Origin of the sequence: Variovorax sp. V35 (assembly GCF_041154465.1) — a bacterium.
GTDB lineage: Bacteria > Pseudomonadota > Gammaproteobacteria > Burkholderiales > Burkholderiaceae_C > Variovorax > Variovorax boronicumulans.
Genome location: NZ_AP028666.1, coordinates 482,277 through 504,262 on the forward strand (window position 1 = coordinate 482,277; position 21,986 = coordinate 504,262).

Sequence of the window (21,986 nt, forward strand, 5' to 3'; positions counted from 1 at the left end):
GTGGCATCGATCGAACAGGCCCGCGCGGCCCTGGCTTCCCATGGCGCGCTGGCGCCGCAATCCGCCGCCGAGCACTGGCATGGCGAGCTGGCCTTGCCCGCGGCCCTCGCCAGCTTCTACGAACAGGTCGGCCCGCTCGGCGAGTGGGTCAACGAGCGCGTGGGCTACGCCGGCCTCACGGTGCCGACCACCGGCAACCCGTTCAGCATTCCCGCGCTCTCGCGCCTGTGGCAGTTGCAAGCCGGCTACCGCTGGCACGGCATCACCGGCGAGCGCATTGCCGACTGGCCCGAGCATTGGCTCGTGGTGGCCGACCAGGGCGCCGATCCGTTCATCTTCGACCTGCGCACCGGCGCGATCCAGTTCGCGATGCACGGCACGGGCGCCTGGGAAGAAGACGAACCGCTCTTCGCCGACATCTTCGAGATGGCCGCCTGCCTGGGCACCATCGGCCAGGTGTGGGACGAAGCGGGCGACGCCCTCTTCACCGACGAGGACGACTGCGAGGTCGATCCGGTGCATCGCGCGCGCCTGGTCGAGCGCCTCGTGCCGCTGCTGGGCAGTGCGGCGGCGGCCGAAAACGTCGTCGACGTGTTCGGCTGGTAAGACAAAAAAGAAAACACATGAGCATCGACCTGCAGACCCTCAAATGCGGCGAGTGCGGCAGCAGCGCGCTGCGCCGCACCGGCCTGAACGAATACACCTGCGCGCACTGCGGCTCGATGTCGCTGGTGGAAGACGACGTGTCCGACCGCCTCGAGCGCGTGCTGCAGCAGGTCAAGCACCACGCCGGCCAGCAGATCGCGGCCGAACAGGCGCTGCGCCAGAAGCAGATGGTGCGCACGATCGGCTTCGTCGTGATCGGCTTTCTCGGCGTGGCGGTGGCCGTCCAGGTCGCGATGCTGCTGTTCGGCTCCGGCCAACGCAGCGAGGCGCCTTCGGTGGCGCGCGCGATCGTCGAGCGCACCATCGCGACCGACGGCCTGAAGCTGTCCGAGCCGCGCCAGGTGCTGGTCGGCGGGCGGCCGAAGCTGCTGGTGCTGGCGCGCAACGAGACCGGCCGGCCGCTCGAGCGGCCCGGCCTGAAGGTGGTGTTCCACGACGGCGAAACGCGGTTGAACGAGCGCAGCGAAAGCCTGCCGATCGACGTGCTGATGCCCGGCGAGTCCGCGCCCGTGCTGGTCGACCTGCCCTCGGGCCCGAACGTCACGCGGCAGGACGTGACGGTCGAGAAGCTGTCCGAACCCCGCAGCGCTGCAGAAGGGCCGCGCCTGGCGTTCTCGCGTGTGCGGCTGGTGCAGCAGGGCGAGCGCGTGCGCCTGGTCGGGCGCCTCGTGCACGCGGGCGCCGCGGGCGCACCGGCGTTCGGCAGCATCGAGGCACTGGTCACGCTGTACGACGACGCGGGCCAGGTGATCGGCGTCGGTCGCGGCCATGCGCCGGGGTCCGAGCTGGCGCCCGGCGCACGCACGGCGATCGATGTCGATCTCAGCCGCTTCGGCCGAGGCGCCGCCATTGCGGCGTGGGACTACCGCATCGGCTACCGCACCGTCACGCCCTCGGGCGCGCGCACCACGGTGCTGAGCGCCGACCGCGTGATCCGCACGGCCGGCGCGCCCGAGGCCTTCCACCCCGACCTGCGGCTGGGCACCGAAGACCTGCTGGCCGACGACAGCGAGCGCTTCGACCCGCGGCAGCTCGAACTGCTGCCGCTGGTGGCGGGACGCAGCACGATCCAGCGGCCGCTGTTCATGACCGAGCTGGTGAACCGCAGCGCCGACGCCATCGCCATTTCTCCCGGCGCCGTGATCTCGCGCTTCGGCGGCAGCACGGCCGACGGCACCACGCGCCTCGATGCGCTGGCCTCCCTGTACCCGGGCGAGCGCTTTCCGATCCTGCTGGAGCCCAAGGCCGTGGACCGCATCACGCAGACCCGCGTCGAGTGGAAGCCGATGCGCCGCGCCGCACTGCCCGGCCCGCGCAAGCCGCTGGAGGTGCAGGTGACGGGCACCCAGGCCGGCACCGGCAGCGTGCTGCTCAACTTCAGTCAGCGCTTCACCTACAAGAGCGTGGAGGTCACGGGCACGGTGAAGAACCCCGGCACGGCCATCGCGGCCAAGGTGCGCCTGTGGGTCAGCCTGCGCGACCGCAACGACCAGCTGACCGGCTTCAAGCTGATCGAGAACCTGCCGGCCATCGCGCCGGGCGAGAGCGTGCCCTTCCAGGTCCATGTGACGCAGCACGGGCGCGATTTCGCGAGCGTCGCGACGCTATACCAAACCGAATAGCCCCGCGCGTGACGGCATCGGGCGGTTCGCGCCATGATCGCGCCATGATTCCGCTTTCGATCCTCGACCTTTCCCCGATCACCGAAGGCAGCGATGCCGCGCAGTCGTTCCGCAACTCGCTGTCGCTGGCGCAGCACGGCGAGAAGCTGGGCTACACGCGCTACTGGCTGGCCGAGCACCACGGCATGCCGGGCATCGCGAGCGCGGCCACGGCCGTGCTGCTGTCGCACGTGGGCGCGGGCACCTCCACCATCCGCATCGGCGCCGGCGGCGTGATGCTGCCCAACCACTCGCCGCTGGTGATCGCCGAGCAGTTCGGCACGCTGGAGTCGCTGTACCCGGGGCGCGTCGACCTGGGCCTGGGCCGCGCGCCCGGCTCCGACCAGCGCACCGCGCGCGCGCTGCGGCGCAACCTGGAGTCGGACGCCGACCAGTTCCCGCAGGACGTGATGGAGCTCATGGACTTCATGTCGAAGAACCCGCAGCAGGCCGTGCGCGCCGTGCCCGGCGCGGGGCTCGAGGTACCGGTGTGGATCCTGGGCTCGAGCACCTTCGGCGCGCAGCTCGCGGCGCACCTGGGGCTGCCGTACGCCTTTGCCTCGCACTTCGCGCCGCAGCAGATCATGCAGGCCATCCAGATCTACCGCGAGACCTTCAAGCCCTCGGCGCAGCTGAGCAAGCCCTACGTGATGCTGGGCTTCAACGTGTTCGCGGCCGACACCGACGCCGAGGCCGAGTTCCGCGCCACCTCGTGGCAGCAGGCCTTCGTGAACCTGCGCAGCGGCCGCCCGGGGCGCCTGCCGCCGCCGGTGGAAAACTACCGCCAGAAGGTCGGGCCGGCCGAGAACGCGCTGCTCGACTCGGTGCTGTCGTGCTCGGCGGTGGGCTCGGTCGAGACCGTGAAGCAGGGCGTGGAAGCGTTCGTGGCGCGCACCGGCGCCGACGAACTCATGATCACCTCGCAGGTGTTCGACCACGCGGCCCGGCTGCGCTCGTACGAGCTGCTCGCCGAGGCCTTCGGCCAGAAGAAGTCGTAAAGCCTAGGCCCGCTTGCGGGCTTCCTCGTCCACGAGGTCTTTCTTCGAGAGCTTGCCCACGGCGGTCTTGGGCAGCTCGGCGCGGATCTCGAGCGCGCCGATCATCTCGTGCTTGCCCAGGCGGTTCTTCAGGAAGGCCTTGAGCGCGTCGAGCGTGAGGTCGTCCGCGCCATCCTTGAGTTTCACGAAGGCCTTCGGCGACTGGCCGCGGTACTCGTCGGGCACGCCGATCACGCAGACCTCGGCCACCGACGGGTGTTCGTACACCGCTTCCTCGAGCACGCGCGGGTACACGTTGTAGCCGCCGCACAGCAGCATGTCCTTGGTGCGGTCGACGATGTACAGGTAGCCGTCGGCGTCCATCTTCGCGACGTCACCGCTGCGGAAGTAGCCGTCGGCCGTCATCGACTCGGCGGTGGCCTTCGGGTTGTTCCAGTAGCCCTTCATGACGTTCGGGCCCTGCACGCACAGCTCGCCGGGCTCGCCGAACGCGGTCACGTCCTTCGTCGGGTCGTCCAGGCTCACGAGCTTGATGCGCACGCGCGGCAGCGGCATGCCGCACGAGCCGGCCTTGCGCACGCCGCGCGCGGGCGTGAAGGTGCCCACGGGCGAGGTCTCGGTCATGCCCCAGCCTTCGTTGAGGTGGCAGCCGGTGAGTTCGAAGAAGCGCTGCTCCACCTCCACCGGCAGCGGCGCGCCGCCGGAGCCGCAGAACTTCAGCGAGCGCAGGTCCATCTCTTTCGCTTTGGGGTGCGAAAGGATGGCGGTGTACATGGTCGGCACGCCGGGGAACACGCTGATCCGGCTGGCCGCGAGCTCGTTCATCACCGCGTCGACATCGAAGCGCGTGTGCAGCACCAGCGCCGCACCCAGGCGCACGCCCAGCAACATCGCGGCGCTCAGCGCGAAGATGTGGAACAGCGGCAGCACGACCAGGAAGCGCTCCTTGCCCTCATCGAGGATGGGCGGCTCGCCGCGTGTCGATTCGTAGTACTGCGCCGAGGCCGACGTGAGGTTGGCGTGCGTGAGCATCGCGCCCTTGGGCAGGCCGGTGGTGCCGCCGGTGTACTGCAGCACGACGATCTCTTCGGCCAGGTCGCCCAGCGGGTAGGTCTGGTGCGTGCCTTCGCTTTGGAGCAGGTCGGTGAAGCGCACGTGGCGGTCGTCGGTGGGCACCGGTGCGATCTGGCCGGCACCCTGCAGCTGCGCCTGCACCTTGTCGCCCGCCGCGCCGTAGTCGCCGAGGCTGCCGACCACCAGCGTCTTCAGGCGCGAGCTGTCGAGCAGGCGCGCCATCAGCGGGTACAGGTTCACGAGGTCGAGCGTGACGAGGATGTCGGTGCGGCTGTCCTCGATCTTGTGGGCCAGCACGCGCTCGGCGTCCAGCGGCGAGTAGTTCACCACCGTGCCGCCGGCCTTGAGCACGGCGAAGAAGGCGATCGGGTAGTGCGGCGTGTTCGGCAGGTACAGGCCGACATGCACGCCCGGCTTCACGCCCAGGTCCTGCAGGCCCTTGGCGGCGCGGTCGACCGCGGCGCCGAGCTGGCGGTAGCTGAGCGACTGGCCCATGAACTCGACGGCCGAATGGTCGGGCCAGCGCGCGACCGCTTCGTCGAGCATCTGCTGCACCGGCTTGACGGGCAGCTCGGCGTCCCAGCGCATGCCGGGCGGGTAGTTGCGCGTCCAGGGGGTGGGGTCGCCAAAGAGGGAAGGGGTCGCCATGCGTGTGTCTCCGCTGTGTTTCGGGGCACTGTAGCGCCGGCCTTTCGCATCGTGGAGTGGCGGCTGACAAGCCGGCGACACGGGTTTTCCCGATTTCCCACACGCCGGATGCCCCTGTCGCCGGGCTGGGACAATGGCGGGCTTATGGCAAAACAACGGATCGTGGTCGGGCTGAGCGGCGGGGTGGACTCCGCGGTCACCGCGCACCTGCTCAAGCAGCAGGGGCACGAGGTGGTCGGCATCTTCATGAAGAACTGGGAAGACGACGACGACAGCGAGTACTGCTCGTCGAACATCGACTTCATCGATGCCGCCAGCGTGGCCGACGTGCTGGGCATCGAGATCGAGCACGTCAACTTCGCCGCCGACTACAAGGACCGCGTGTTCGCCGAGTTCCTGCGCGAGTACAAGGCCGGCCGCACGCCGAACCCCGACGTGCTGTGCAACGCCGAGATCAAGTTCAAGGCCTTTCTCGACCACGCCATGCGGCTGGGCGCCGAGAAGATCGCCACCGGCCACTACGCCCGCGTGCGCCTGAACGAGGCCACGGGCCGGCACGAGCTGCTCAAGGGGCTCGACAACTCGAAGGACCAGAGCTACTTCCTGCACCGCCTGAACCAGGCGCAGCTGTCGAAGACGCTGTTCCCGGTCGGCGAGCTGCACAAGACCGAGGTGCGCCGCATCGCGGAAGAAATCGGCCTGCCCAACGCGAAGAAGAAGGACTCGACCGGCATCTGCTTCATCGGCGAGCGGCCGTTTCGCGACTTTCTGAACCGCTACATCTCCAAGGAGCCGGGCCCGATCAAGGACGACCGCGGTCGCAAGCTCGGCGAGCACCAGGGCCTGAGCTTCTACACGCTGGGCCAGCGCCAGGGGCTGGGCATCGGCGGCGTGAAGGAGAAGGGCGCCCAGCGCGGCGCGGGCGACCATTCGCCCTGGTTCGTCGCGCGCAAGGACGTCGAGAAGAACACGCTGTGGGTGGTGCAGGGCCACGACCATCCCTGGCTGCTGTCGTCCGAACTGAAGGCCGACGACGCGAGCTGGGTGGCCGGCGAGGCGCCCGGCGCGGGCGCCTACGGTTCGAAGGCGCGCTACCGGCAGGCCGATGCGGCCTGCGAGATGGCCGAGGGCGCCAACGGTGCGTTCAGCCTGCGCTTCGGTGCGCCGCAATGGGCGGTCACGCCGGGGCAGTCGGCCGTGCTGTACGACGGCGAACGCTGCCTCGGGGGCGGCGTCATCGTCTGAGCCTGCCCTAGCGCGGCTGCCGCACGCTGTCTTCGGTGTGGATCAGCGCGAGCGGGTGGCGCTTGCCGGCGAGGTAGTCCTCGACGCAGCGCAGCAGCAGCGGGCTGCGGTGGCGCGCCACGCTGGCGCGGATCTCGTCCACGGTCATCCACAGCGTGCGCACTATGCCTTCGTCGAGCGCACGGCCTTCTTCGCGTGCGCCCAGTTCGCCGGTGAAGGCAAAGCGCATGTAGGTCACGTCGGGCTGCTCGGCCGAGCGCGCCATGTACACGCCGAGCAGCGCGGTCGGCGTGAAGGCGTGGGCCGTTTCCTCGAGCGTTTCGCGGATGCAACCGTCCTCGGGCGACTCGCCGGGGTCGAGGTGGCCGGCGGGGTTGTTGAGCTTCAGGCCGTCGTCGGTCTGCTCTTCGACGAGCAGGAAGCGGCCGTCTTGCTCGATCACCGCGGCCACGGTGACATTGGGTTTCCAGCGTGTGGGCATCGTGGGCGCGAGTCTATCGGCATCTCGGCTATCGCACGACATAGCCGCTGAAGCGCCAGATGCGGTCGGCGTCGAGCCGGAAGCTCACCCGTTCGCGCAGCGTGCGCTCGGGGGTGTTGCCGAAGCGGGTCTCGTACTCGACGCTGACGTACTGGCCGGCCGCATCGGCGTCCGGGTCGGTCACGACCTGCCGGTGCACGGCCACCCAGGTGCGCTGCTGCGGTCCGCCGAGCGGGGCGCGGCTTTTGGCCACCTTGCTGGCGAAGTCGGTGCGGGTGATGCGCTTGCGGGTGGCGGGCGTGGCGCCGTCCCACAGTTCGCCGGCTTCGTTCCGGTCGATCATCTGGATCGCCTGCAGGCCGCCGCGCACCATGTCGCTGGCCTCGACGTCTTCAGCGAGGGCGGGGAACAGGCCGCTGTACAGCAGGAGCAGCGCGGCGAGGAGGAGCCGGGGCATGGGGAAGGGCACTTGTTCGGACAGAACAAGTTGGAGGCCGACGGGGAGGAGGGGTTCCCCGTCCGGCCTGCCGGGGCGTGCGCTCAGCGCGCGTTGGAAGCTGCAGCGGCGGGCCGTGTGTCGACCTCGATGGTTTCCAGTCGGTAGCCCAGACCGTACACGGCCAGCAGCAGGAAGCCGTTCGACGGGCGCAACTCGAGCTTGGTGCGCAGGCGTGACACGTGGGTGTCGAGCGAGCGCGACAGCGCCTCGACCCCCAGCCCCCAGACCGCCTCGTGCAGGTGCTCGCGCGAGAGCAGGCGCCCCAGGTTCTGGAACAGGAAGAGCGCGAGTTCGTATTCGCGGTTCTTCAGTTCGACCAGCTCGCCGTGGACCCGGATGGTGCGCGAGGGCGGAAAGAAGTGGTACGGGCCGAACACCATTTCGGGCTCGTTGCGCGAGGGGTAGGCGCGGCGCAGCAGGGCGTTGATGCGGGCCTCGAACTCGATCGGGCGCAGCGGCTTGGCCATGAAGTCGTCGGCGCCGACATTGAGGCCTTCGACCATGTCGCTGTCGTCGTGGCGCTCGGTCACGAACAGGATCGGCATGCGGCTCTTGTAGTCCTGCCGGATCGTCTTGACGACGTCCGGGCCGTTCATGTCCGGCAGGCGCCAGTCGAGGACCAGCAGGTCGAAGGTCTCGCGGCGCATGGCGTGCAGCAGCGCCTTGCCGGCGGCGTACGTGTGGCACTCGTGACCGAGGCTCGCCATGGATTGGTTGATCAACCGGAGTTGGTCCGGCTCGGTGTCGAGTACTGCAATGCGCATTCCATTCCCTTGTTCCGCCCTGTGTGGACCTCTATGTGTCCGCAATATGAATCGAAGTGTATCTATCTGCGTCTGAAATCATTGCTGTGAATTGCTATTAATTCACGCAAATTGATTTTATGTATGTGGTTCAATTGCTAATTGAATCCAATTGGTGTTAGTTGATTGCAATCTAGAACCAGAGCGAGCGAAGGCGCCACAAGCGCTTCTGCGGCGGTCACCCGTGTTTCCCCCGGGGTCGGACCGGCCGCCAATTTGCTATCAATTAAATAGCTACATGTGCAGTGCCTGCGGGCGTTGAACAGCAAAAAGAACGCGGCATTCTGGCGACAGGTGCGCTTGTAATCTTGCTGTAAGCTCTGCCCGCAATCCGTGCTGCCCCTTCCCCCTGAGGAGAACTCTATGTTGATAGGCGTGCCTGCCGAGACAGCGGCTGGCGAAACCCGAGTGGCCGTTACACCCGAAACGGTGAAGAAACTGGTGGCCTCCGGGCATACCGTGCGTGTGCAGGCCGGTGCCGGCATTGCAGCCAGCGTCACCGACGCGGCGTACCAGACGGCAGGCGCCGAGATCACCGATGCGGCCGGGGCGCTCTCCGCCGACATGGTGCTCAAGGTGCGCACGCCCAGCGACGCCGAGGCGGCGCAGCTGAAGGCCGGCGCGGTCGTCATCGGCATGCTCAATCCTTTCGACGCGGCCGGCCTGCAGCGCCTGGCCGCCGCGGGCGTCACGGGCTTCGCGCTCGAAGCCGCGCCGCGCACCACGCGCGCCCAGAGCATGGACGTGCTCAGCTCGCAGGCCAACATCGCCGGCTACAAGGCCGTGATGATCGCGGCCGACAAGTACCAGCGCTTCTTCCCCATGCTGATGACCGCCGCCGGCACCGTGAAGGCCGCGCGCGTCGTCATCCTGGGCGTCGGCGTGGCCGGCCTGCAGGCCATTGCCACGGCCAAGCGCCTGGGCGCCGTCATCGAGGCCTCGGACGTGCGTCCGAGCGTCAAGGAACAGATCGAGTCGCTGGGCGGCAAGTTCATCGACGTGCCCTACGAGACGCAGGAAGAGAAAGACGCGGCCGAAGGCGTCGGCGGCTACGCCCGCCCGATGCCCGCCAGCTGGCTCACGCGCCAGCAGGCCGAGGTCGCCAAGCGCGTCGCGCTGGCCGACGTGGTCATCAGCACCGCGCTCATCCCGGGTCGCGCCGCGCCCACCCTCGTCACCGAGGACATGGTCAAGTCGATGAAGCCGGGTTCGGTGATCGTCGACATCGCGGCCGGCAAGGGCGCCGACGGCATCGGCGGCAACTGCCCGCTGTCGGAGGCCGACAAGACCGTGGTCAAGCACGGCGTGACCATCGTGGGCGAAACCAACCTCGCGGCGCTGGTGGCGGCCGACGCGTCGGCGCTGTATGCGCGCAACGTGCTCGACTTCCTCAAGCTCGTCGTCACGAAGGAAGGCGCGCTCAAGATCGACCTCGAGGACGACATCGTCGCCGCCTGCCGCGTCACGCAGGACGGCCAGGTCACGCGCAAGTAAGAGCAGGCTGCCTTCCATGAACCGCACCATGCTCCGCGCGAAGCTGCATCGCGCCACCGTGACCGAAGCCGACCTGCACTACGAAGGCTCGTGCGGCATCGACGAGGACCTGCTCGACGCGGCCGACATGCGCGAGTACGAAAAGATCGAGCTGTACAACGTCAACAACGGCGAGCGCTTCTCGACCTACATCATCAAGGCGGCGCGCGGTTCGGGCGCCATCTCGCTCAACGGCGCGGCGGCGCGCAAGGCGCATGTGGGCGACCTGCTCATCATCTGCACCTACGCCCCCATGACCGAGGCCGAAGCCGCCGACTACAAGCCGAAGGTGGTGCTGCTTGGCGATGCCAACCGCATCAACGAAGTCAAGAAGCTCTGACAGAGCACGCAAGACCGAACGAGGAGAACACAACACCATGGAAATCGTTTCGCACACCGTCATCAACCTGACCATCTTCGTGCTGGCCATCTACGTCGGCTACCACGTGGTCTGGACCGTCACGCCCGCGCTGCACACGCCGCTCATGGCCGTGACCAACGCCATCTCGGCCATCGTGATCGTGGGCGCCATGCTGGCCGCCGCGCTCACCACCACGCCGCTGGGCAAGACCATGGGCGTGCTCGCCGTGGCGCTGGCCGCGGTGAACGTCTTCGGCGGCTTCCTGGTCACGCGCCGGATGCTCGAGATGTTCAAGAAGAAAGACAAGAAGGCCGCCCCCAAGGCCGCTGAGGGAGCCGCCAAGTGAGCATGAACCTCGTCACGCTGCTGTACCTCGTTGCCAGCGTCTGCTTCATCCAGGCCCTGAAGGGCCTGTCCCATCCCACCACCTCGATCCGTGGCAACATCTTCGGCATGACCGGCATGGCTATTGCCGTGCTGACCACCATCGCGCTCGTCCACGGGCAGGCGCGCGCCCTCAACGTCGACTTCACCACCGGCATCGCCTGGGTGCTGGCCGCCGTGGTGGTCGGTGGCGGTCTGGGCGCCTTCATGGCCAACAAGGTCGAGATGACCAAGATGCCCGAGCTGGTCGCTTTCATGCACAGCATGATCGGCCTGGCCGCGGTGTTCATCGGTGTGGCCGCGGTGGCCGAGCCCTGGGCCTTCGGCATCACCGCCGCGCCCGTGGCGGCGGTCGTCGGTGCGCGCACGCCCGACGGCGCGGTCCTCTTCGAGGGCTTCGTGCGCCATGCCATTCCTTATGGCAACCGGCTTGAGCTGTTCCTGGGTGCGGCCATCGGCGCCATCACCTTCAGCGGCTCGGTCATCGCCTTCGGCAAGCTCTCGGGCAAGTACAAGTTCCGCCTGTTCCAGGGCGCGCCGGTGCAGTTCTCGGGCCAGCACATGCTGAACCTGGTGCTGGGCCTGGCGACCATCGGCCTGGGCCTGGTGTTCGTGGCCACCGAAAGCTGGCCGGCGTTCTTCGCGATGCTGGCGCTGGCCTTCGTGATGGGCGTGCTCATCATCATCCCGATCGGCGGCGCCGACATGCCGGTGGTGGTGTCGATGCTCAACAGCTACTCGGGCTGGGCGGCGGCCGGCATCGGCTTCAGCCTGAACAACGCGATGCTGATCGTGGCCGGTTCGCTGGTGGGCTCTTCGGGCGCGATCCTGAGCTACATCATGTGCAAGGCCATGAACCGCTCGTTCTTCAACGTGATCCTGGGCGGCTTCGGCGGCGAGGCAACCACCGCCGCCGACGGCGCGAAGGAACAGCGTCCTGTGAAGAGCGGCAGCGCCGACGACGCGGCCTACATGCTGTCCAACGCCGAGACGGTGATCATCGTGCCGGGCTACGGCCTGGCCGTGGCGCGCGCCCAGCACGCCGTGAACGAACTGGCCGAGAAGCTCACGCACAAGGGCGTCAAGGTGAAGTACGCCATCCACCCTGTGGCCGGCCGCATGCCGGGCCACATGAACGTGCTGCTGGCCGAGGCCGAGGTGCCCTACGACCAGGTGTTCGAGATGGAAGACATCAACGGCGAGTTCGCGCAGGCCGACGTGGCGATCATCCTGGGCGCCAACGACGTGGTGAACCCGGCCGCGCTCACCAAGGGCACGCCGATCTACGGCATGCCGATCCTGGAAGCCTACAAGGCCAAGACCGTCATCGTGAACAAGCGCTCCATGGCCGCCGGCTACGCGGGCCTGGACAACGAGCTCTTCTACATGGACAAGACCATGATGGTCTTTGGCGATGCGAAAAAAGTAGTGGAAGATATGGGCAAGGCCATCGAATAGGCCGAAGGTCCGTGCCCGCGATGCGGGCCTGATCGTCGCGGCGCCTCACGTGCGCCGTTTTCGTTTTTAAAAACTCATCCGACTCCGAGGAGACACATCCATGACCGAACGCCCCTGGCTCAGCAGCTACCCGCAAGGCGTGCCCGCCGACATCGACGCGTCGCACTACCCGTCGCTGGTGGCGCTCATGGAGGAGAGCTTCACCAAGTACGCCGACCGCACGGCCTACAGCTTCATGGGCAAGGACGTGAGCTACGGCGAGACCGACAAGCTCAGCAAGGCCTTCGCGGCCTACCTGCAGGGCCTGGGCCTCGTGAAGGGCGACCGCGTCGCCGCGATGATGCCCAACTGCCCGCAGTACCCGATCGCGGTGGCCGCCATCCTGCGCGCCGGCCTGATCCTGGTGAACGTGAACCCGCTGTACACGCCGCGCGAACTCGAGCACCAGCTCAAGGACTCGGGCGCCAAGGCGATCGTCATCATGGAGAACTTCGGCACCACGCTGCAGCAGTGCATCGCGAGCACGCCGATCAAGCACATCGTGCTGGCCTCCATGGGCGACCGGCTCGGCTTCCTGAAGGGCGCGCTGGTCAACTACGTGGTGCGCAACGTCAAGAAGCTGGTGCCGCACTTCAGCCTGCCGGGCGCGGTGCGCTTCAACGACGCGCTCGACAAGGGCGCGGGCGGTTCGCTCAAGCCCGTGGCCACCGGCCCCGACGACGTGGCCGTGCTGCAGTACACCGGCGGCACCACCGGCGTGTCCAAGGGCGCGGTGCTGCTGCATCGCAACGTGATCGCCAACGTGCTGCAGTCCGAGGCCTGGAACGAGCCCGTCATGGCCAAGGTGCCGGCCAACGAGCAGCCCACCAGCGTGTGCGCGCTGCCGCTGTATCACATCTTCGCGTTCACGGTCGGCATGATGCTGAGCATGCGCACGGGCGGCAAGCTGATCCTGATCCCGAACCCGCGCGACATTCCCGGCGTGCTCAAGGAGCTGTCGAAGCACACGATCCACAGCTTCCCGGCCGTCAACACGCTGTTCAACGGGCTGGCGAACCACCCCGACTTCAACACCGTCAACTGGAAGAACCTGAAGGTCTCGGTCGGCGGCGGCATGGCGGTACAGGCCGCAGTGGCCAAGCTCTGGCTCGAGAAGACCGGCTGCCCCATCTGCGAAGGCTACGGCCTCTCGGAAACCTCGCCCTCGACCACCTGCAACCCGACCAACAGCACGGCCTACACCGGCACCATCGGCCTGCCGCTGCCGAGCACCTGGCTCAAGCTGCTCGACGACGACGGCAACGAAGTGCCCACCGGCGAGCGCGGCGAGATCGCCATCAAGGGCCCGCAGGTCATGGCCGGCTACTGGCAGCGCCCCGACGAGACCGCCAAGGTCATGACGCCCGACGGCTACTTCAAGAGCGGCGACATCGGCGTGGTCGACGAGCGCGGCTACTTCAAGGTGGTCGATCGCAAGAAGGACATGATCCTGGTGTCGGGCTTCAACGTGTACCCGAACGAGATCGAGGACGTGGTGGCGATGCTGCCCGGCGTGCTCGAATGCGCCGCGGTGGGTGTGCCCGACGACAAGACCGGCGAGGCCGTGAAGCTCGTCATCGTCAAGAAGGACGAGTCGCTCACCGAAGCGCAGGTGCGCGAGTACTGCCGCGCCAACCTCACGGGCTACAAGCAGCCGCGCGTGATCGAGTTCCGCACCGACATGCCCAAGACCCCGGTGGGCAAGATCCTGCGGCGCGAGCTGCGGGATAGCAAGAAGTAGTAAGGGTTCCGCCCGGGTGGGGCCGGGGCATCGATCTTGCATATTCGCGGGTCGATGCTCAGATTCATTTACGTTCGCCTAGGCTTGCTCGTGCCGACCTTCATCGGCATGACGCTGCTGGCCTTCTTTCTCATCCGGCTGGTGCCGGGTGACCCCATCGAGACGATGGCCGGCGAGCGCGGGATCGACCCCGCGCGCCACGCCGAACTGCGCACCGCCATGGGCCTGGACAAGCCCCTGCTCGTGCAATACGGCATCTACATCGGCCGCGTGCTGCACGGCGACCTGGGCAAGTCGCTCATCACGCAGGACACGGTGATGAGCGAGTTCCTCGCGCTCTTTCCGGCCACCGTCGAGCTCGGCGTGTGCGCGATTCTCTTCGCGCTGCTGCTCGGGCTGCCGGCCGGCATCCTCGCGGCGGTGCGGCGCAACTCCATCTTCGACCACGGCGTGATGGCCACGTCGCTCACCGGCTACTCGATGCCGATCTTCTGGTGGGGCCTGCTGCTCATCCTGTTCTTCTCGGTGCAGCTGGGATGGACGCCGGTGTCGGGCCGCATCTCGGTGCAGTACTTCGTCGAGCCGCAGACCGGCTTTTTGCTGATCGATGCGCTGCGCGCCGGCGAGACCGAGGCCTTCTGGTCGGCGCTGCACCACCTCATTCTTCCGGCCATCGTGCTGGGCACCGTGCCGCTGGCCGTCATCGCGCGCATGACGCGCTCGGCCATGCTCGAGGTGCTGGGAGAGGACTACATCCGCACCGCGCGCGCCAAGGGCCTGTCGCGCTTTCGCGTGGTGGGCCTGCATGCGCTGCGCAACGCGCTGATCCCGGTCGTCACGGTGATCGGCCTGCAGATCGGCGTGCTCTTCACCGGCGCGATCCTCACCGAAACCATCTTCTCGTGGCCCGGTGTCGGCAAGTGGCTCATCGAGGCCATCGGCCGGCGCGACTACCCGGTGCTGCAGGGCGGCATGCTGCTGCTGGGCGGCATCGTGATGCTGCTCAACCTGCTGGTGGACATCGCCTACGGCGTCATCAACCCGCGGATCAGGCATTGAGTCGATGACGAGCAACACCCACGCAGTTCCCCCCGGCTCGCAGGCCTCGGCGCCTCCCGGTCCCTGGCGCGAGTTCTGGACCGCTTTCTCGGCGAACCGGGGCGCGGTCATCGGTCTCGTCACCATCGTGGTGCTGCTGCTGGTGGCGCTGTTCGCGCCGTGGATCGCGCCGCACGCACCGAACGAAACCAACGCCGCCGCTTTCCTCAAGCCGCCGGCCTGGCAGGAGGGCGGCTCGTGGACCTACCTGCTGGGAACGGACGCCATCGGGCGCGACATCCTGTCGCGGCTCATGCACGGCGCGCGGCTGTCGCTGTCGATCGGCGTCGCGGTGGTGGCGCTGTCGGTGGTGGTGGGCGTGGTGCTCGGGCTCGTCGCCGGCTTCTTTCGCGGCGCGCTGGAGATCGCGATCATGCGGATGATGGACATCATCCTCACGATGCCCAGCCTGCTGATGGCCATCGTGATCGTCGCGATCCTCGGGCCGGGGCTCGTCAACGCCATGCTCGCGGTGGCCATCGTGGTGCTGCCGCACTACGTGCGCATCACGCGCGCCACGGTCATCGCCGAGGTCTCGCGCGACTACGTGACCGCGGCGCGCGTGAGCGGCGCCAGCACGCTGCGCCTGATGTTCCGCGAGGTGCTGCCCAACTGTTCGGCGCCGCTGATCGTGCAGGCCTCGCTGGGCGTCTCGACCGCCATCCTCGATGCGGCGGCGCTCGGCTTCATCGGCCTGGGCGCGCAACCGCCGTCGCCCGAGTGGGGAACGATGCTGGCCGATGCGCGCGAGTTCGTGCTGCGCGCGTGGTGGGTCGTGACCTTCCCGGGCCTCGCCATCCTTGCGGCCGTGCTGGCCTTCAACCTGCTGGGCGACGGGCTGCGCGATGCGCTCGACCCGAAGCTCAAGCGCTGACGCAAAGGAGAGCACAGATGCCTTTGCTGGACATCAAGGACCTGCACGTCGAGTTCCCCACGCAGGGCGGCGTGCTGCACGCCGTCGACGGCGTGAGCCTCACGCTCGAAGAAGGCGAGGTGCTCGGCATCGTCGGCGAATCGGGCTCGGGCAAGAGCGTCACGATGATGGCGCTCATGGGCCTCGTCGGCTTTCCGGGCCGCGTGCGCGCGGACCACATGCGCTTTGCGGGCAAGGACTTGCTCGGCATCTCCGACAAGGCGCGCCGCACGCTGGTCGGCAAGGAGGTCGCGATGATCTTCCAGGAGCCGACCACCAGCCTCAACCCCTGCTTCACCATCGGTTTCCAGCTGATGGAAACGCTGCGCCTGCACCTGAGGCTCGACAAGCGCGAAGCGAAGAAGCGCGCCACCGAGCTGCTCGAACAAGTCGGCATCCCCGCCGCCTCGTCGCGCCTGGGCAGCTACCCGCACCAGCTCTCGGGTGGCATGAACCAGCGCGTGATGATCGCGATGGCCATCGCCTGCAACCCGCGCCTGCTGATCGCCGACGAGCCGACCACCGCGCTCGACGTGACCATCCAGGCGCAGATCCTCGACCTGCTGCGCGACCTGCAGAAGGAGCGCGGCATGGCGTTGGTGCTCATCACGCACAACATGGGCGTGGTCAGCGAGATGGCGCAGCGCATCGCCGTGATGTACGCGGGGCAGGTGATGGAGCACCAGCGCGTCGACCGCCTCTTCGCATCGCCGCAGCATCCCTACACCGAGGCGCTGCTCGCGGCGCTGCCCGAGCGCGCGGCGCCCGAGGGGCGGCTCGCCACCATCAGCGGCGTGGTGCCCGGCGTGCACGACCGGCCCGCGGGCTGCCTGTTCGCGCCGCGCTGCGGCTATGTCACCGAGCGCGCCTGCCAGGTGCGCCCGGCGCTGCGTGCATGGCAGGGCGCCGAGGTGCGCTGCCACTTTCCGCTCGGCGAGCCGGGGCGCGCCGAAGCCATCGCGCACGACCCGCCGCGCGCCGCCATCGCGGAGGTGCTGCCATGAGCGACGCATCGCCCCCGGAGATCGTCGCCGAGGCGCGCAACCTGCAGCGCACCTACGCCGTGCGACGCGGGCTGTTCCGCGCGCCGGCGCAGCTGCGCGCCGTGGGCGACATCTCGTTCCGCCTCGAACGCGGGCGCACGCTCGCGGTGGTGGGCGAATCGGGCTGTGGCAAGTCGACGCTCGCGCGCATGGTCGCGCTGATCGAGAAACCCACGGCCGGGCAGCTGACGCTGATCGGTGCCGATGCGGTGAGCCCGCCGCATGAACGCAAGCGCGAGCTGCGCCAGGCGGTGCAGCTGGTGTTCCAGAACCCGTACGGCTCGCTCAACCCGCGCAAGAAGATCTCGGCGGTGCTCGAAGACCCGCTGGCCATCAACACCTCGTTGAGCAAGCCGGAGCGCGCCGAGCGCGCGCGCGAGATGCTGGCCCGCGTCGGCCTGCGCCCCGAGTACGCCAACCGCTACCCGCACATGTTCTCGGGCGGCCAGCGCCAGCGCATCGCCATCGCGCGCGCGCTCATGCTGTCGCCGCGCCTGCTGGTGGCCGACGAGCCGGTGTCGGCGCTCGACGTGTCGATCCAGGCGCAGGTGCTGAACCTGCTGGCGGACCTGCAGGCCGAGCTGGGCCTGGCCTACCTCTTCATCTCGCACGACCTGGGCGTGGTGCGCCACATCGCGCACGACGTGCTCGTGATGTACCTCGGCCACGCGGTGGAGCAGGGCCCCAAGTCGCGCATCTTCGCGCGGCCGTTGCATCCCTACACGCAGGCGCTGCTGGCCTCGACGCCGGGCCTGAGCAGCCAGCGCATCGTGCTCAAGGGCGAACTGCCGTCGCCGCTGGACCCGCCTTCGGGCTGCGTCTTCAGCACGCGCTGCCCGCACGTGCAGCCGCGCTGCCGCGAGGAGCGCCCCGCGCTGCGCGCGCTCGACGAACGGCTGGTGGCCTGCCACTACGCCGCGCAGTTTCTCGATGGCGCGCCGGCCGTGCGCGCCGATGGTCCCGTGCTCGCCGCTTCCTGAAGAGTGAAGTGGCGATTTTTTCAACCCTGTCTCGAGGAGTCCCCATGAAGACCCAGTCCTCCGTTTCGCGCCGCTCACAAAAGCTGGCGCTCCTGGCACCGGCAGCGCTCACGGCCCTTACCCTGGCCTGCGGCGCCGTGTCAGCCAAGACGTTGGTGTACTGCTCCGAAGGAAGCCCGGAAAACTTCTACCCGGGCATGAACACCACCGGCACGTCCTTCGACGTGACCACGCAGGTCTACAACACCATCGTCGAGTTCGAGCGCGGCGGCACCAAGGTGATGCCGGGCCTCGCTGAAAAATGGGACATCTCGGCCGACGGCACCGTGTACACCTTCCACCTGCGCAAGGGCGTGAAGTGGCACACCACGAGCAAGAGCTTCAAGCCCACGCGCGACTTCAACGCCGACGACTTCATCTTCATGCTCGAGCGCCAGTGGAAGGAGAGCGATCCCTTCTTCAAGGTCACGAGCCAGAACCACTCCTACTTCAACGACATGGGCATGCCCAAGCTGTTGAAGTCGGTGGACCGCATCGACGACCACACGGTGAAGATCACGCTCAACCAGGCCGAAGCACCGTTCCTCGCGAACCTGGCGATGCAGTACGCGGGCATCCAGTCGAAGGAGTACGCCATCGCGATGCTCAAGGCCGGCACGCCCGAGAAGGTCGACCAGGACCCGGTCGGCACCGGCCCGTTCTACCTCGTGCAGTACCAGAAGGACGCGATCATCCGCTTCAAGGCCTTTCCGCAGTACTGGGGCGGCAAGGCCAAGATCGACGACCTCGTGTTTGCGATCACGCCCGATGCCTCGGTGCGCTGGGCCAAGCTGCAAAAGGGCGAGTGCCACGTCATGCCGTACCCGAACCCGGCCGACCTCGACGCGATCCGCAAGGACCCGAACGTGCAGGTGCTGGAGCAGCCCGGCCTGAACGTGGGCTACCTCTCGTACAACACGACGAAGAAGCCCTTCGACGACGTGCGCGTGCGCAAGGCCATCAACATGGCGATCAACAAGAAGGCCATCATCGACGGCGTGTACCTCACGACCGGCGTGGCCGCGAAAAACCCGATTCCGCCGACGCTGTGGTCCTACAACGATGCCGTGAAGGACGACCCGTACGACCCCGAAGCCGCGAAGAAGCTGCTGGCGCAGGCCGGCTTCCCCGACGGCTTCAGCACCGACCTGTGGGCCATGCCGGTGCAGCGCCCGTACAACCCGAACGCCAAGCGCATCGCCGAGCTGATGCAGGCCGACCTGGCCAAGATCAACGTCAAGGCCGAGATCAAGAGCTTCGAATGGGGCGAGTACCGCAAGCGCCTGCAGGCCGGCGAGCACCAGATGGGCATGCTGGGCTGGACCGGCGACAACGGCGACCCGGACAACTTCATGTACACCCTGCTGGGCTGCGCCTCGGCCAAGTCGGCCAGCGGCAGCAACATCTCGAAGTTTTGCTACCAGCCCTACGAAGACCTCGTGGTGAAGGCCAAGAGTGCGACCAAGCAGTCGGAGCGCGACGCGCTCTACAAGAAGGCGCAGGTCATCTTCAAGGAGCAGGCGCCGTGGTTCACCATCGCGCACGCGGTGCAGCTGAAGCCGGTGCGCAAGGAGGTGGTCGACTTCAAGCTGAGCCCCTTCGGCCGCCACACCTTCTACGGCGTGGACATCAAGTAAGCCGTGGTCGCTGCGCCCATCGCCATCGTCGCGGCCATGCACGAGGAGCTCAGTGCGCTCCTCGCGCGCATGCCCGACGAGCAGCGCGTGCACATGGCCGGCCGCGACTTCTGGGTCGGCCACCTGCAGGGTCAGCCCGTGGTCGCGGTGCTGTCGCGCATCGGCAAGGTCGCGGCGGCGGTCACGGCCACGGTGCTGCTCGAGCGCTTCGGCGTGCGGGCGATCGTGTTCACGGGCGTGGCGGGCGGGCTGGCGCCGGGCGTGAACGTCGGCGACGTGGTCGTGGCGACCGAGCTGCTGCAGCACGACATGGACGCCTCGCCGATCTTTCCGAAGTACGAGGTGCCGCTGATGGGGCGTTCGCGCTTCGCGGCCGATGCGGCCATCGGCGATGCGCTGGCGGCGGTGGCCGAAGGCACGCTGCGCGATCCGGTGGGCCTGGTGGGGCAGAAGGCGGTCGATGAGTTCCATCTGCGTTCACCGAAGGTGCATCGCGGCCTGCTGATCAGCGGCGACCGTTTCGTGTCGACCACCGCGGAGTGTGGGGCCCTGCAGCGTTCGCTGCCCGACGCACTCGCGGTCGAGATGGAAGGCGCTGCGATGGCGCAGGCCTGCCACGACTACGGCGTGCCCTTCGCGGCGCTGCGGACCATCTCGGACCGCGCCGACGATGCCGCGCACGGCGACTTCACGCGCTTCGTGGCCGAGGTGGCGAGCCGCTACAGCCTGGCGCTCGTCGACGCCTGGCTCGCCTCCCTGCCGCGCGACGCGGCCTGAAGCACCTGCCTACGGTGCGAGCCGGCGCAGTTGCGGCAGGTCGCGCAGCAGCGGCGGGATCGACAGCGCCAGCAGCAGCGCGGCCAGCGGCACGACGCAGATGAAGCCCACGTGCTTGAAGCCCAGCGCACCCACGGCGCCGCCGAGCACGAACATCGCGACCAGCCCGCCGCAGCGGCGAAGCCGGCTGCGATCGTGGCGCACCGGCAGCGGCGTGGACGGCGCGCGCCGGTTCCAGTAGAGCATCTTGCCCAGCTCGATCCCCACGTCGGTGATGTTGCCGGTCATGTGGGTGGTGCGCGTGCTGCCGCCCGAGGTCTTCGATGCCACGGCGTTCTGCAGGCCCATGATGAACGACAGCAGCAGCACCGTGAGCGGCACCGCGAACGGCGTGGCCCAGGTCAGCGTGATCGCGCCGGCGAGCCCGAACGGGAACATCAGCGCGGCCTCCAGCAGCAGCGGCAGCGCATACACGCCATGCAGCCGGTGCTGGCGCGCCCAGTTCACCAGCACCGCGCAGACCGCGGCGCCGCTCACGAACGCGAGGATCGCGCCCAGCGCGTTCAGCAGCAGCGTGAGGTTGCCCAGCACCATGCCGTCCGCCAGCTGCGAGGCGAAGCCGGTCATGTGCGAGGTGTACATGTGCAGCACGAGGAAGCCGCCCGCATTGATGGCGCCGGCGTTGAAGGCCAGCAGCAGCCCGAGCGCGGTGTTCGTCGACGGCGCGCGGTGGCGGTTGGTGAGGAAACGAAGTCTGCGCACGGGGCTCTCCAGGGGCAGCTGCCTGCCGACAGCCACTCTAGCACCCAGTGTGAAGAACTACTTGAGCCAGCCGCGCCGGCGGAAGTACCACATCGGCACCAGCGCGCTCGCGGCCATCAGCGCGATGGCGTAGGGGTAGCCCATGGCCCAGTCGAGCTCGGGCATGAACTTGAAGTTCATGCCGTAGATGCTCGCGATCAGCGTGGGCGGCAGCAGCGCGACGCTGGCCACCGAGAAGATCTTGATGGTCTTGTTCTGGTTGATGTTGATGAAACCGACGGTCGCATCCATCAGGAAGTTGATCTTGTCGAAGAGGAAGGCCGTGTGGTTGTCCAGTGATTCGATGTCGCGCAGGATCTGCCGCGCCTCTTCGAACTGCTCGGCGTTGAGCATCTTGCTGCGCATCATGAAGCTCACGGCGCGGCGCGTGTCCATCACGTTGCGGCGGATGCGGCCGTTCAAGTCTTCCTGCCGCGCGATGGCGCCGAGCACCTCGCCGGCCAGTTCGTCGCTGACGTTGCCCGACAGCACCTTCTTGCCCGCCACCTCGAGTTCGTCGTAGATGTTCTCCAGCGTGTCGGCCGAGTATTCGGCGTCGGCGTCGAAGAGCTTGAGCATCACTTCCTTGGCGTCCTCGATCAGCCCCGGCGCGCGGCGTGCGCGCATGCGCAGCAGGCGGAACACGGGCACGTCTTCGTCGTGGATCGAGAACAGCACGCCGCGGCTGCGCAGGTCGGTGTTGTGCTGGTTCAGGATGAAGGCGACGCGCACCGTGCGCGGGTCTTCGTCGTCGTCGATCAAGAAGTCGGAGCGGATGTGCAGCTCGCCGTTGTCTTCCTCGTAGAAGCGGGCCGATTCCTCGATGTCCTCGTCCATCGCGTCTTCGGGAATCGAGAGGCCGTAGTACTGCTTGATCCAGCGCTTTTCCTCGAGCGTGGGCGACTCGAGGTCGACCCAGATCGGCTGGAACTTGGAGAGCTCTTCGAGCGACTCGATCTCTTCCTGGACGAGGCGGCCGTTGGCGAGCGTAAAGATGTTGAGCATGGGCTCACTCCCGGGGGTGACTGAACGATGGGCGAGGGCGGGGCGCTTTCAATTCCCGCGGACCCGGCGTCAGTACATCACGCGCAGCGTCGCCAGGGAGTT

21 protein-coding genes are annotated in these 21,986 nt (G+C 67.8%); 15 read left to right on the forward strand and 6 right to left on the reverse strand.

From position 1 onward, the window contains the following. From ACAM42_RS02240 to ACAM42_RS02250, 3 genes are read left to right on the forward strand one after another with little or no spacing between them, the layout of a single operon-like run. Window positions 1-606: a hypothetical protein gene (locus ACAM42_RS02240; protein ID WP_369630981.1), complete on the forward strand. Its 606-nt coding sequence runs from the start codon at window positions 1-3 to the stop codon at window positions 604-606. A 17-nt stretch (window positions 607-623) separates the two neighbouring features. Beyond that, window positions 624-2,288, forward strand: coding sequence for an FxLYD domain-containing protein (locus ACAM42_RS02245; protein WP_369630982.1), 1,665 nt, complete (start codon window positions 624-626; stop codon window positions 2,286-2,288). Window positions 2,289-2,332: 44 nt separating this feature from the next. After that, a complete protein-coding gene (locus tag ACAM42_RS02250; protein WP_369630983.1) occupies window positions 2,333-3,325 on the forward strand; it encodes an LLM class flavin-dependent oxidoreductase in 993 nt (330 codons plus the stop codon). A gap of 3 nt (window positions 3,326-3,328) precedes the next feature. On the opposite strand, the gene ACAM42_RS02255 is transcribed toward ACAM42_RS02250, so the two are convergent. Further along, on the reverse strand, window positions 3,329-5,047 hold the full coding sequence (locus ACAM42_RS02255) for a long-chain fatty acid--CoA ligase (RefSeq protein ID WP_369630984.1): 1,719 nt from the start codon (window positions 5,045-5,047) through the stop codon (window positions 3,329-3,331). A gap of 144 nt (window positions 5,048-5,191) precedes the next feature. On the opposite strand from ACAM42_RS02255, the gene mnmA reads away from it, so the two are divergent. Beyond that, window positions 5,192-6,292, forward strand: coding sequence for a tRNA 2-thiouridine(34) synthase MnmA (gene mnmA / locus ACAM42_RS02260; RefSeq protein WP_369630985.1), 1,101 nt, complete (start codon window positions 5,192-5,194; stop codon window positions 6,290-6,292). A 7-nt stretch (window positions 6,293-6,299) separates the two neighbouring features. Here mnmA and ACAM42_RS02265 read toward each other — a convergent pair whose 3' ends face one another. The 3 genes from ACAM42_RS02265 to ACAM42_RS02275 form a co-directional block, all read right to left on the reverse strand. Continuing rightward, window positions 6,300-6,773 (reverse strand): NUDIX hydrolase, encoded by a 474-nt coding sequence (locus ACAM42_RS02265; RefSeq protein WP_070063403.1) that lies wholly within the window; start codon window positions 6,771-6,773, stop codon window positions 6,300-6,302. Between the two features lie 28 nt (window positions 6,774-6,801). Further along, a complete protein-coding gene (locus tag ACAM42_RS02270; RefSeq protein ID WP_369630986.1) occupies window positions 6,802-7,230 on the reverse strand; it encodes a DUF4019 domain-containing protein in 429 nt (142 codons plus the stop codon). 83 nt (window positions 7,231-7,313) lie between these two features. After that, window positions 7,314-8,036 (reverse strand): response regulator transcription factor, encoded by a 723-nt coding sequence (locus tag ACAM42_RS02275; protein ID WP_369630987.1) that lies wholly within the window; start codon window positions 8,034-8,036, stop codon window positions 7,314-7,316. A gap of 402 nt (window positions 8,037-8,438) precedes the next feature. Between ACAM42_RS02275 and ACAM42_RS02280 the strand changes: the two genes are divergently transcribed. The 11 genes from ACAM42_RS02280 to ACAM42_RS02330 all read left to right on the forward strand — a co-directional run bounded on the left by ACAM42_RS02280 (window position 8,439) and on the right by ACAM42_RS02330 (window position 20,078). Further along, complete coding sequence (locus tag ACAM42_RS02280; RefSeq protein ID WP_095743297.1) at window positions 8,439-9,569, forward strand: Re/Si-specific NAD(P)(+) transhydrogenase subunit alpha; 1,131 nt, start codon at window positions 8,439-8,441, stop codon at window positions 9,567-9,569. Window positions 9,570-9,585: 16 nt separating this feature from the next. Continuing rightward, window positions 9,586-9,948 carry an aspartate 1-decarboxylase gene (panD, locus tag ACAM42_RS02285; RefSeq protein WP_062481508.1) on the forward strand — a complete coding sequence of 121 codons (363 nt, stop codon included), beginning with the start codon at window positions 9,586-9,588 and terminating at the stop codon, window positions 9,946-9,948. 37 nt (window positions 9,949-9,985) lie between these two features. Beyond that, on the forward strand, window positions 9,986-10,315 hold the full coding sequence (locus tag ACAM42_RS02290; RefSeq protein ID WP_062481510.1) for an NAD(P) transhydrogenase subunit alpha: 330 nt from the start codon (window positions 9,986-9,988) through the stop codon (window positions 10,313-10,315). Beyond that, complete coding sequence (locus ACAM42_RS02295; RefSeq protein WP_369630988.1) at window positions 10,312-11,811, forward strand: NAD(P)(+) transhydrogenase (Re/Si-specific) subunit beta; 1,500 nt, start codon at window positions 10,312-10,314, stop codon at window positions 11,809-11,811. The genes ACAM42_RS02290 and ACAM42_RS02295 overlap by 4 nt, the downstream gene beginning before the upstream one ends. 100 nt (window positions 11,812-11,911) lie before the next feature. Then, window positions 11,912-13,591, forward strand: a complete 1,680-nt coding sequence (locus ACAM42_RS02300) for a long-chain-fatty-acid--CoA ligase (RefSeq protein ID WP_070063399.1) — start codon at window positions 11,912-11,914, stop codon at window positions 13,589-13,591. Between the two features lie 54 nt (window positions 13,592-13,645). Next, the gene (locus tag ACAM42_RS02305) at window positions 13,646-14,650 is read left to right on the forward strand and encodes an ABC transporter permease subunit (protein ID WP_369630989.1); all 1,005 of its coding nucleotides are present in this window, start codon (window positions 13,646-13,648) and stop codon (window positions 14,648-14,650) included. A gap of 4 nt (window positions 14,651-14,654) precedes the next feature. Further along, the gene (locus ACAM42_RS02310) at window positions 14,655-15,563 is read left to right on the forward strand and encodes an ABC transporter permease subunit (RefSeq protein ID WP_095949747.1); all 909 of its coding nucleotides are present in this window, start codon (window positions 14,655-14,657) and stop codon (window positions 15,561-15,563) included. Between the two features lie 17 nt (window positions 15,564-15,580). Continuing rightward, a complete protein-coding gene (locus ACAM42_RS02315) occupies window positions 15,581-16,606 on the forward strand; it encodes an ABC transporter ATP-binding protein (RefSeq protein ID WP_354345447.1) in 1,026 nt (341 codons plus the stop codon). Then, window positions 16,603-17,625: a dipeptide ABC transporter ATP-binding protein gene (locus ACAM42_RS02320; RefSeq protein WP_369630990.1), complete on the forward strand. Its 1,023-nt coding sequence runs from the start codon at window positions 16,603-16,605 to the stop codon at window positions 17,623-17,625. Before ACAM42_RS02315 ends, ACAM42_RS02320 begins: the two co-directional genes overlap by 4 nt. A 44-nt stretch (window positions 17,626-17,669) precedes the next feature. Continuing rightward, window positions 17,670-19,301 carry an ABC transporter substrate-binding protein gene (locus ACAM42_RS02325; protein ID WP_070063394.1) on the forward strand — a complete coding sequence of 544 codons (1,632 nt, stop codon included), beginning with the start codon at window positions 17,670-17,672 and terminating at the stop codon, window positions 19,299-19,301. Between the two features lie 36 nt (window positions 19,302-19,337). After that, complete coding sequence (locus ACAM42_RS02330) at window positions 19,338-20,078, forward strand: 5'-methylthioadenosine/adenosylhomocysteine nucleosidase (RefSeq protein WP_369632709.1); 741 nt, start codon at window positions 19,338-19,340, stop codon at window positions 20,076-20,078. Between the two features lie 9 nt (window positions 20,079-20,087). Here ACAM42_RS02330 and ACAM42_RS02335 read toward each other — a convergent pair whose 3' ends face one another. Both ACAM42_RS02335 and corA read right to left on the reverse strand, forming a co-directional pair. Then, a complete protein-coding gene (locus tag ACAM42_RS02335; protein WP_062481040.1) occupies window positions 20,088-20,840 on the reverse strand; it encodes a YoaK family protein in 753 nt (250 codons plus the stop codon). A gap of 57 nt (window positions 20,841-20,897) precedes the next feature. Next, window positions 20,898-21,884 (reverse strand): magnesium/cobalt transporter CorA, encoded by a 987-nt coding sequence (gene corA / locus ACAM42_RS02340; protein ID WP_056584267.1) that lies wholly within the window; start codon window positions 21,882-21,884, stop codon window positions 20,898-20,900. Window positions 21,885-21,986: the final 102 nt, after the last annotated feature.

Excerpts from the sequence above, each read along its gene's own strand:
- ACAM42_RS02315 (WP_354345447.1), top strand. The coding sequence starts at position 15,581 with ATGCCTTTGCTGGACATCAAGGACCTGCACGTCGAGTTCCCCACGCAG.
- ACAM42_RS02305 (WP_369630989.1), top strand. The coding sequence starts at position 13,646 with ATGCTCAGATTCATTTACGTTCGCCTAGGCTTGCTCGTGCCGACCTTC.
- corA (WP_056584267.1), bottom strand. The coding sequence starts at position 21,884 with ATGCTCAACATCTTTACGCTCGCCAACGGCCGCCTCGTCCAGGAAGAG.
- mnmA (WP_369630985.1), top strand. The coding sequence starts at position 5,192 with ATGGCAAAACAACGGATCGTGGTCGGGCTGAGCGGCGGGGTGGACTCC.
- ACAM42_RS02325 (WP_070063394.1), top strand. The coding sequence starts at position 17,670 with ATGAAGACCCAGTCCTCCGTTTCGCGCCGCTCACAAAAGCTGGCGCTC.
- ACAM42_RS02255 (WP_369630984.1), bottom strand. The coding sequence starts at position 5,047 with ATGGCGACCCCTTCCCTCTTTGGCGACCCCACCCCCTGGACGCGCAAC.
- ACAM42_RS02320 (WP_369630990.1), top strand. The coding sequence starts at position 16,603 with ATGAGCGACGCATCGCCCCCGGAGATCGTCGCCGAGGCGCGCAACCTG.
- ACAM42_RS02280 (WP_095743297.1), top strand. The coding sequence starts at position 8,439 with ATGTTGATAGGCGTGCCTGCCGAGACAGCGGCTGGCGAAACCCGAGTG.
- ACAM42_RS02300 (WP_070063399.1), top strand. The coding sequence starts at position 11,912 with ATGACCGAACGCCCCTGGCTCAGCAGCTACCCGCAAGGCGTGCCCGCC.
- ACAM42_RS02265 (WP_070063403.1), bottom strand. The coding sequence starts at position 6,773 with ATGCCCACACGCTGGAAACCCAATGTCACCGTGGCCGCGGTGATCGAG.
- ACAM42_RS02290 (WP_062481510.1), top strand. The coding sequence starts at position 9,986 with ATGGAAATCGTTTCGCACACCGTCATCAACCTGACCATCTTCGTGCTG.
- ACAM42_RS02245 (WP_369630982.1), top strand. The coding sequence starts at position 624 with ATGAGCATCGACCTGCAGACCCTCAAATGCGGCGAGTGCGGCAGCAGC.
- panD (WP_062481508.1), top strand. The coding sequence starts at position 9,586 with ATGAACCGCACCATGCTCCGCGCGAAGCTGCATCGCGCCACCGTGACC.
- ACAM42_RS02275 (WP_369630987.1), bottom strand. The coding sequence starts at position 8,036 with ATGCGCATTGCAGTACTCGACACCGAGCCGGACCAACTCCGGTTGATC.
- ACAM42_RS02270 (WP_369630986.1), bottom strand. The coding sequence starts at position 7,230 with ATGCCCCGGCTCCTCCTCGCCGCGCTGCTCCTGCTGTACAGCGGCCTG.
- ACAM42_RS02250 (WP_369630983.1), top strand. The coding sequence starts at position 2,333 with ATGATTCCGCTTTCGATCCTCGACCTTTCCCCGATCACCGAAGGCAGC.
- ACAM42_RS02330 (WP_369632709.1), top strand. The coding sequence starts at position 19,338 with ATGCACGAGGAGCTCAGTGCGCTCCTCGCGCGCATGCCCGACGAGCAG.
- ACAM42_RS02310 (WP_095949747.1), top strand. The coding sequence starts at position 14,655 with ATGACGAGCAACACCCACGCAGTTCCCCCCGGCTCGCAGGCCTCGGCG.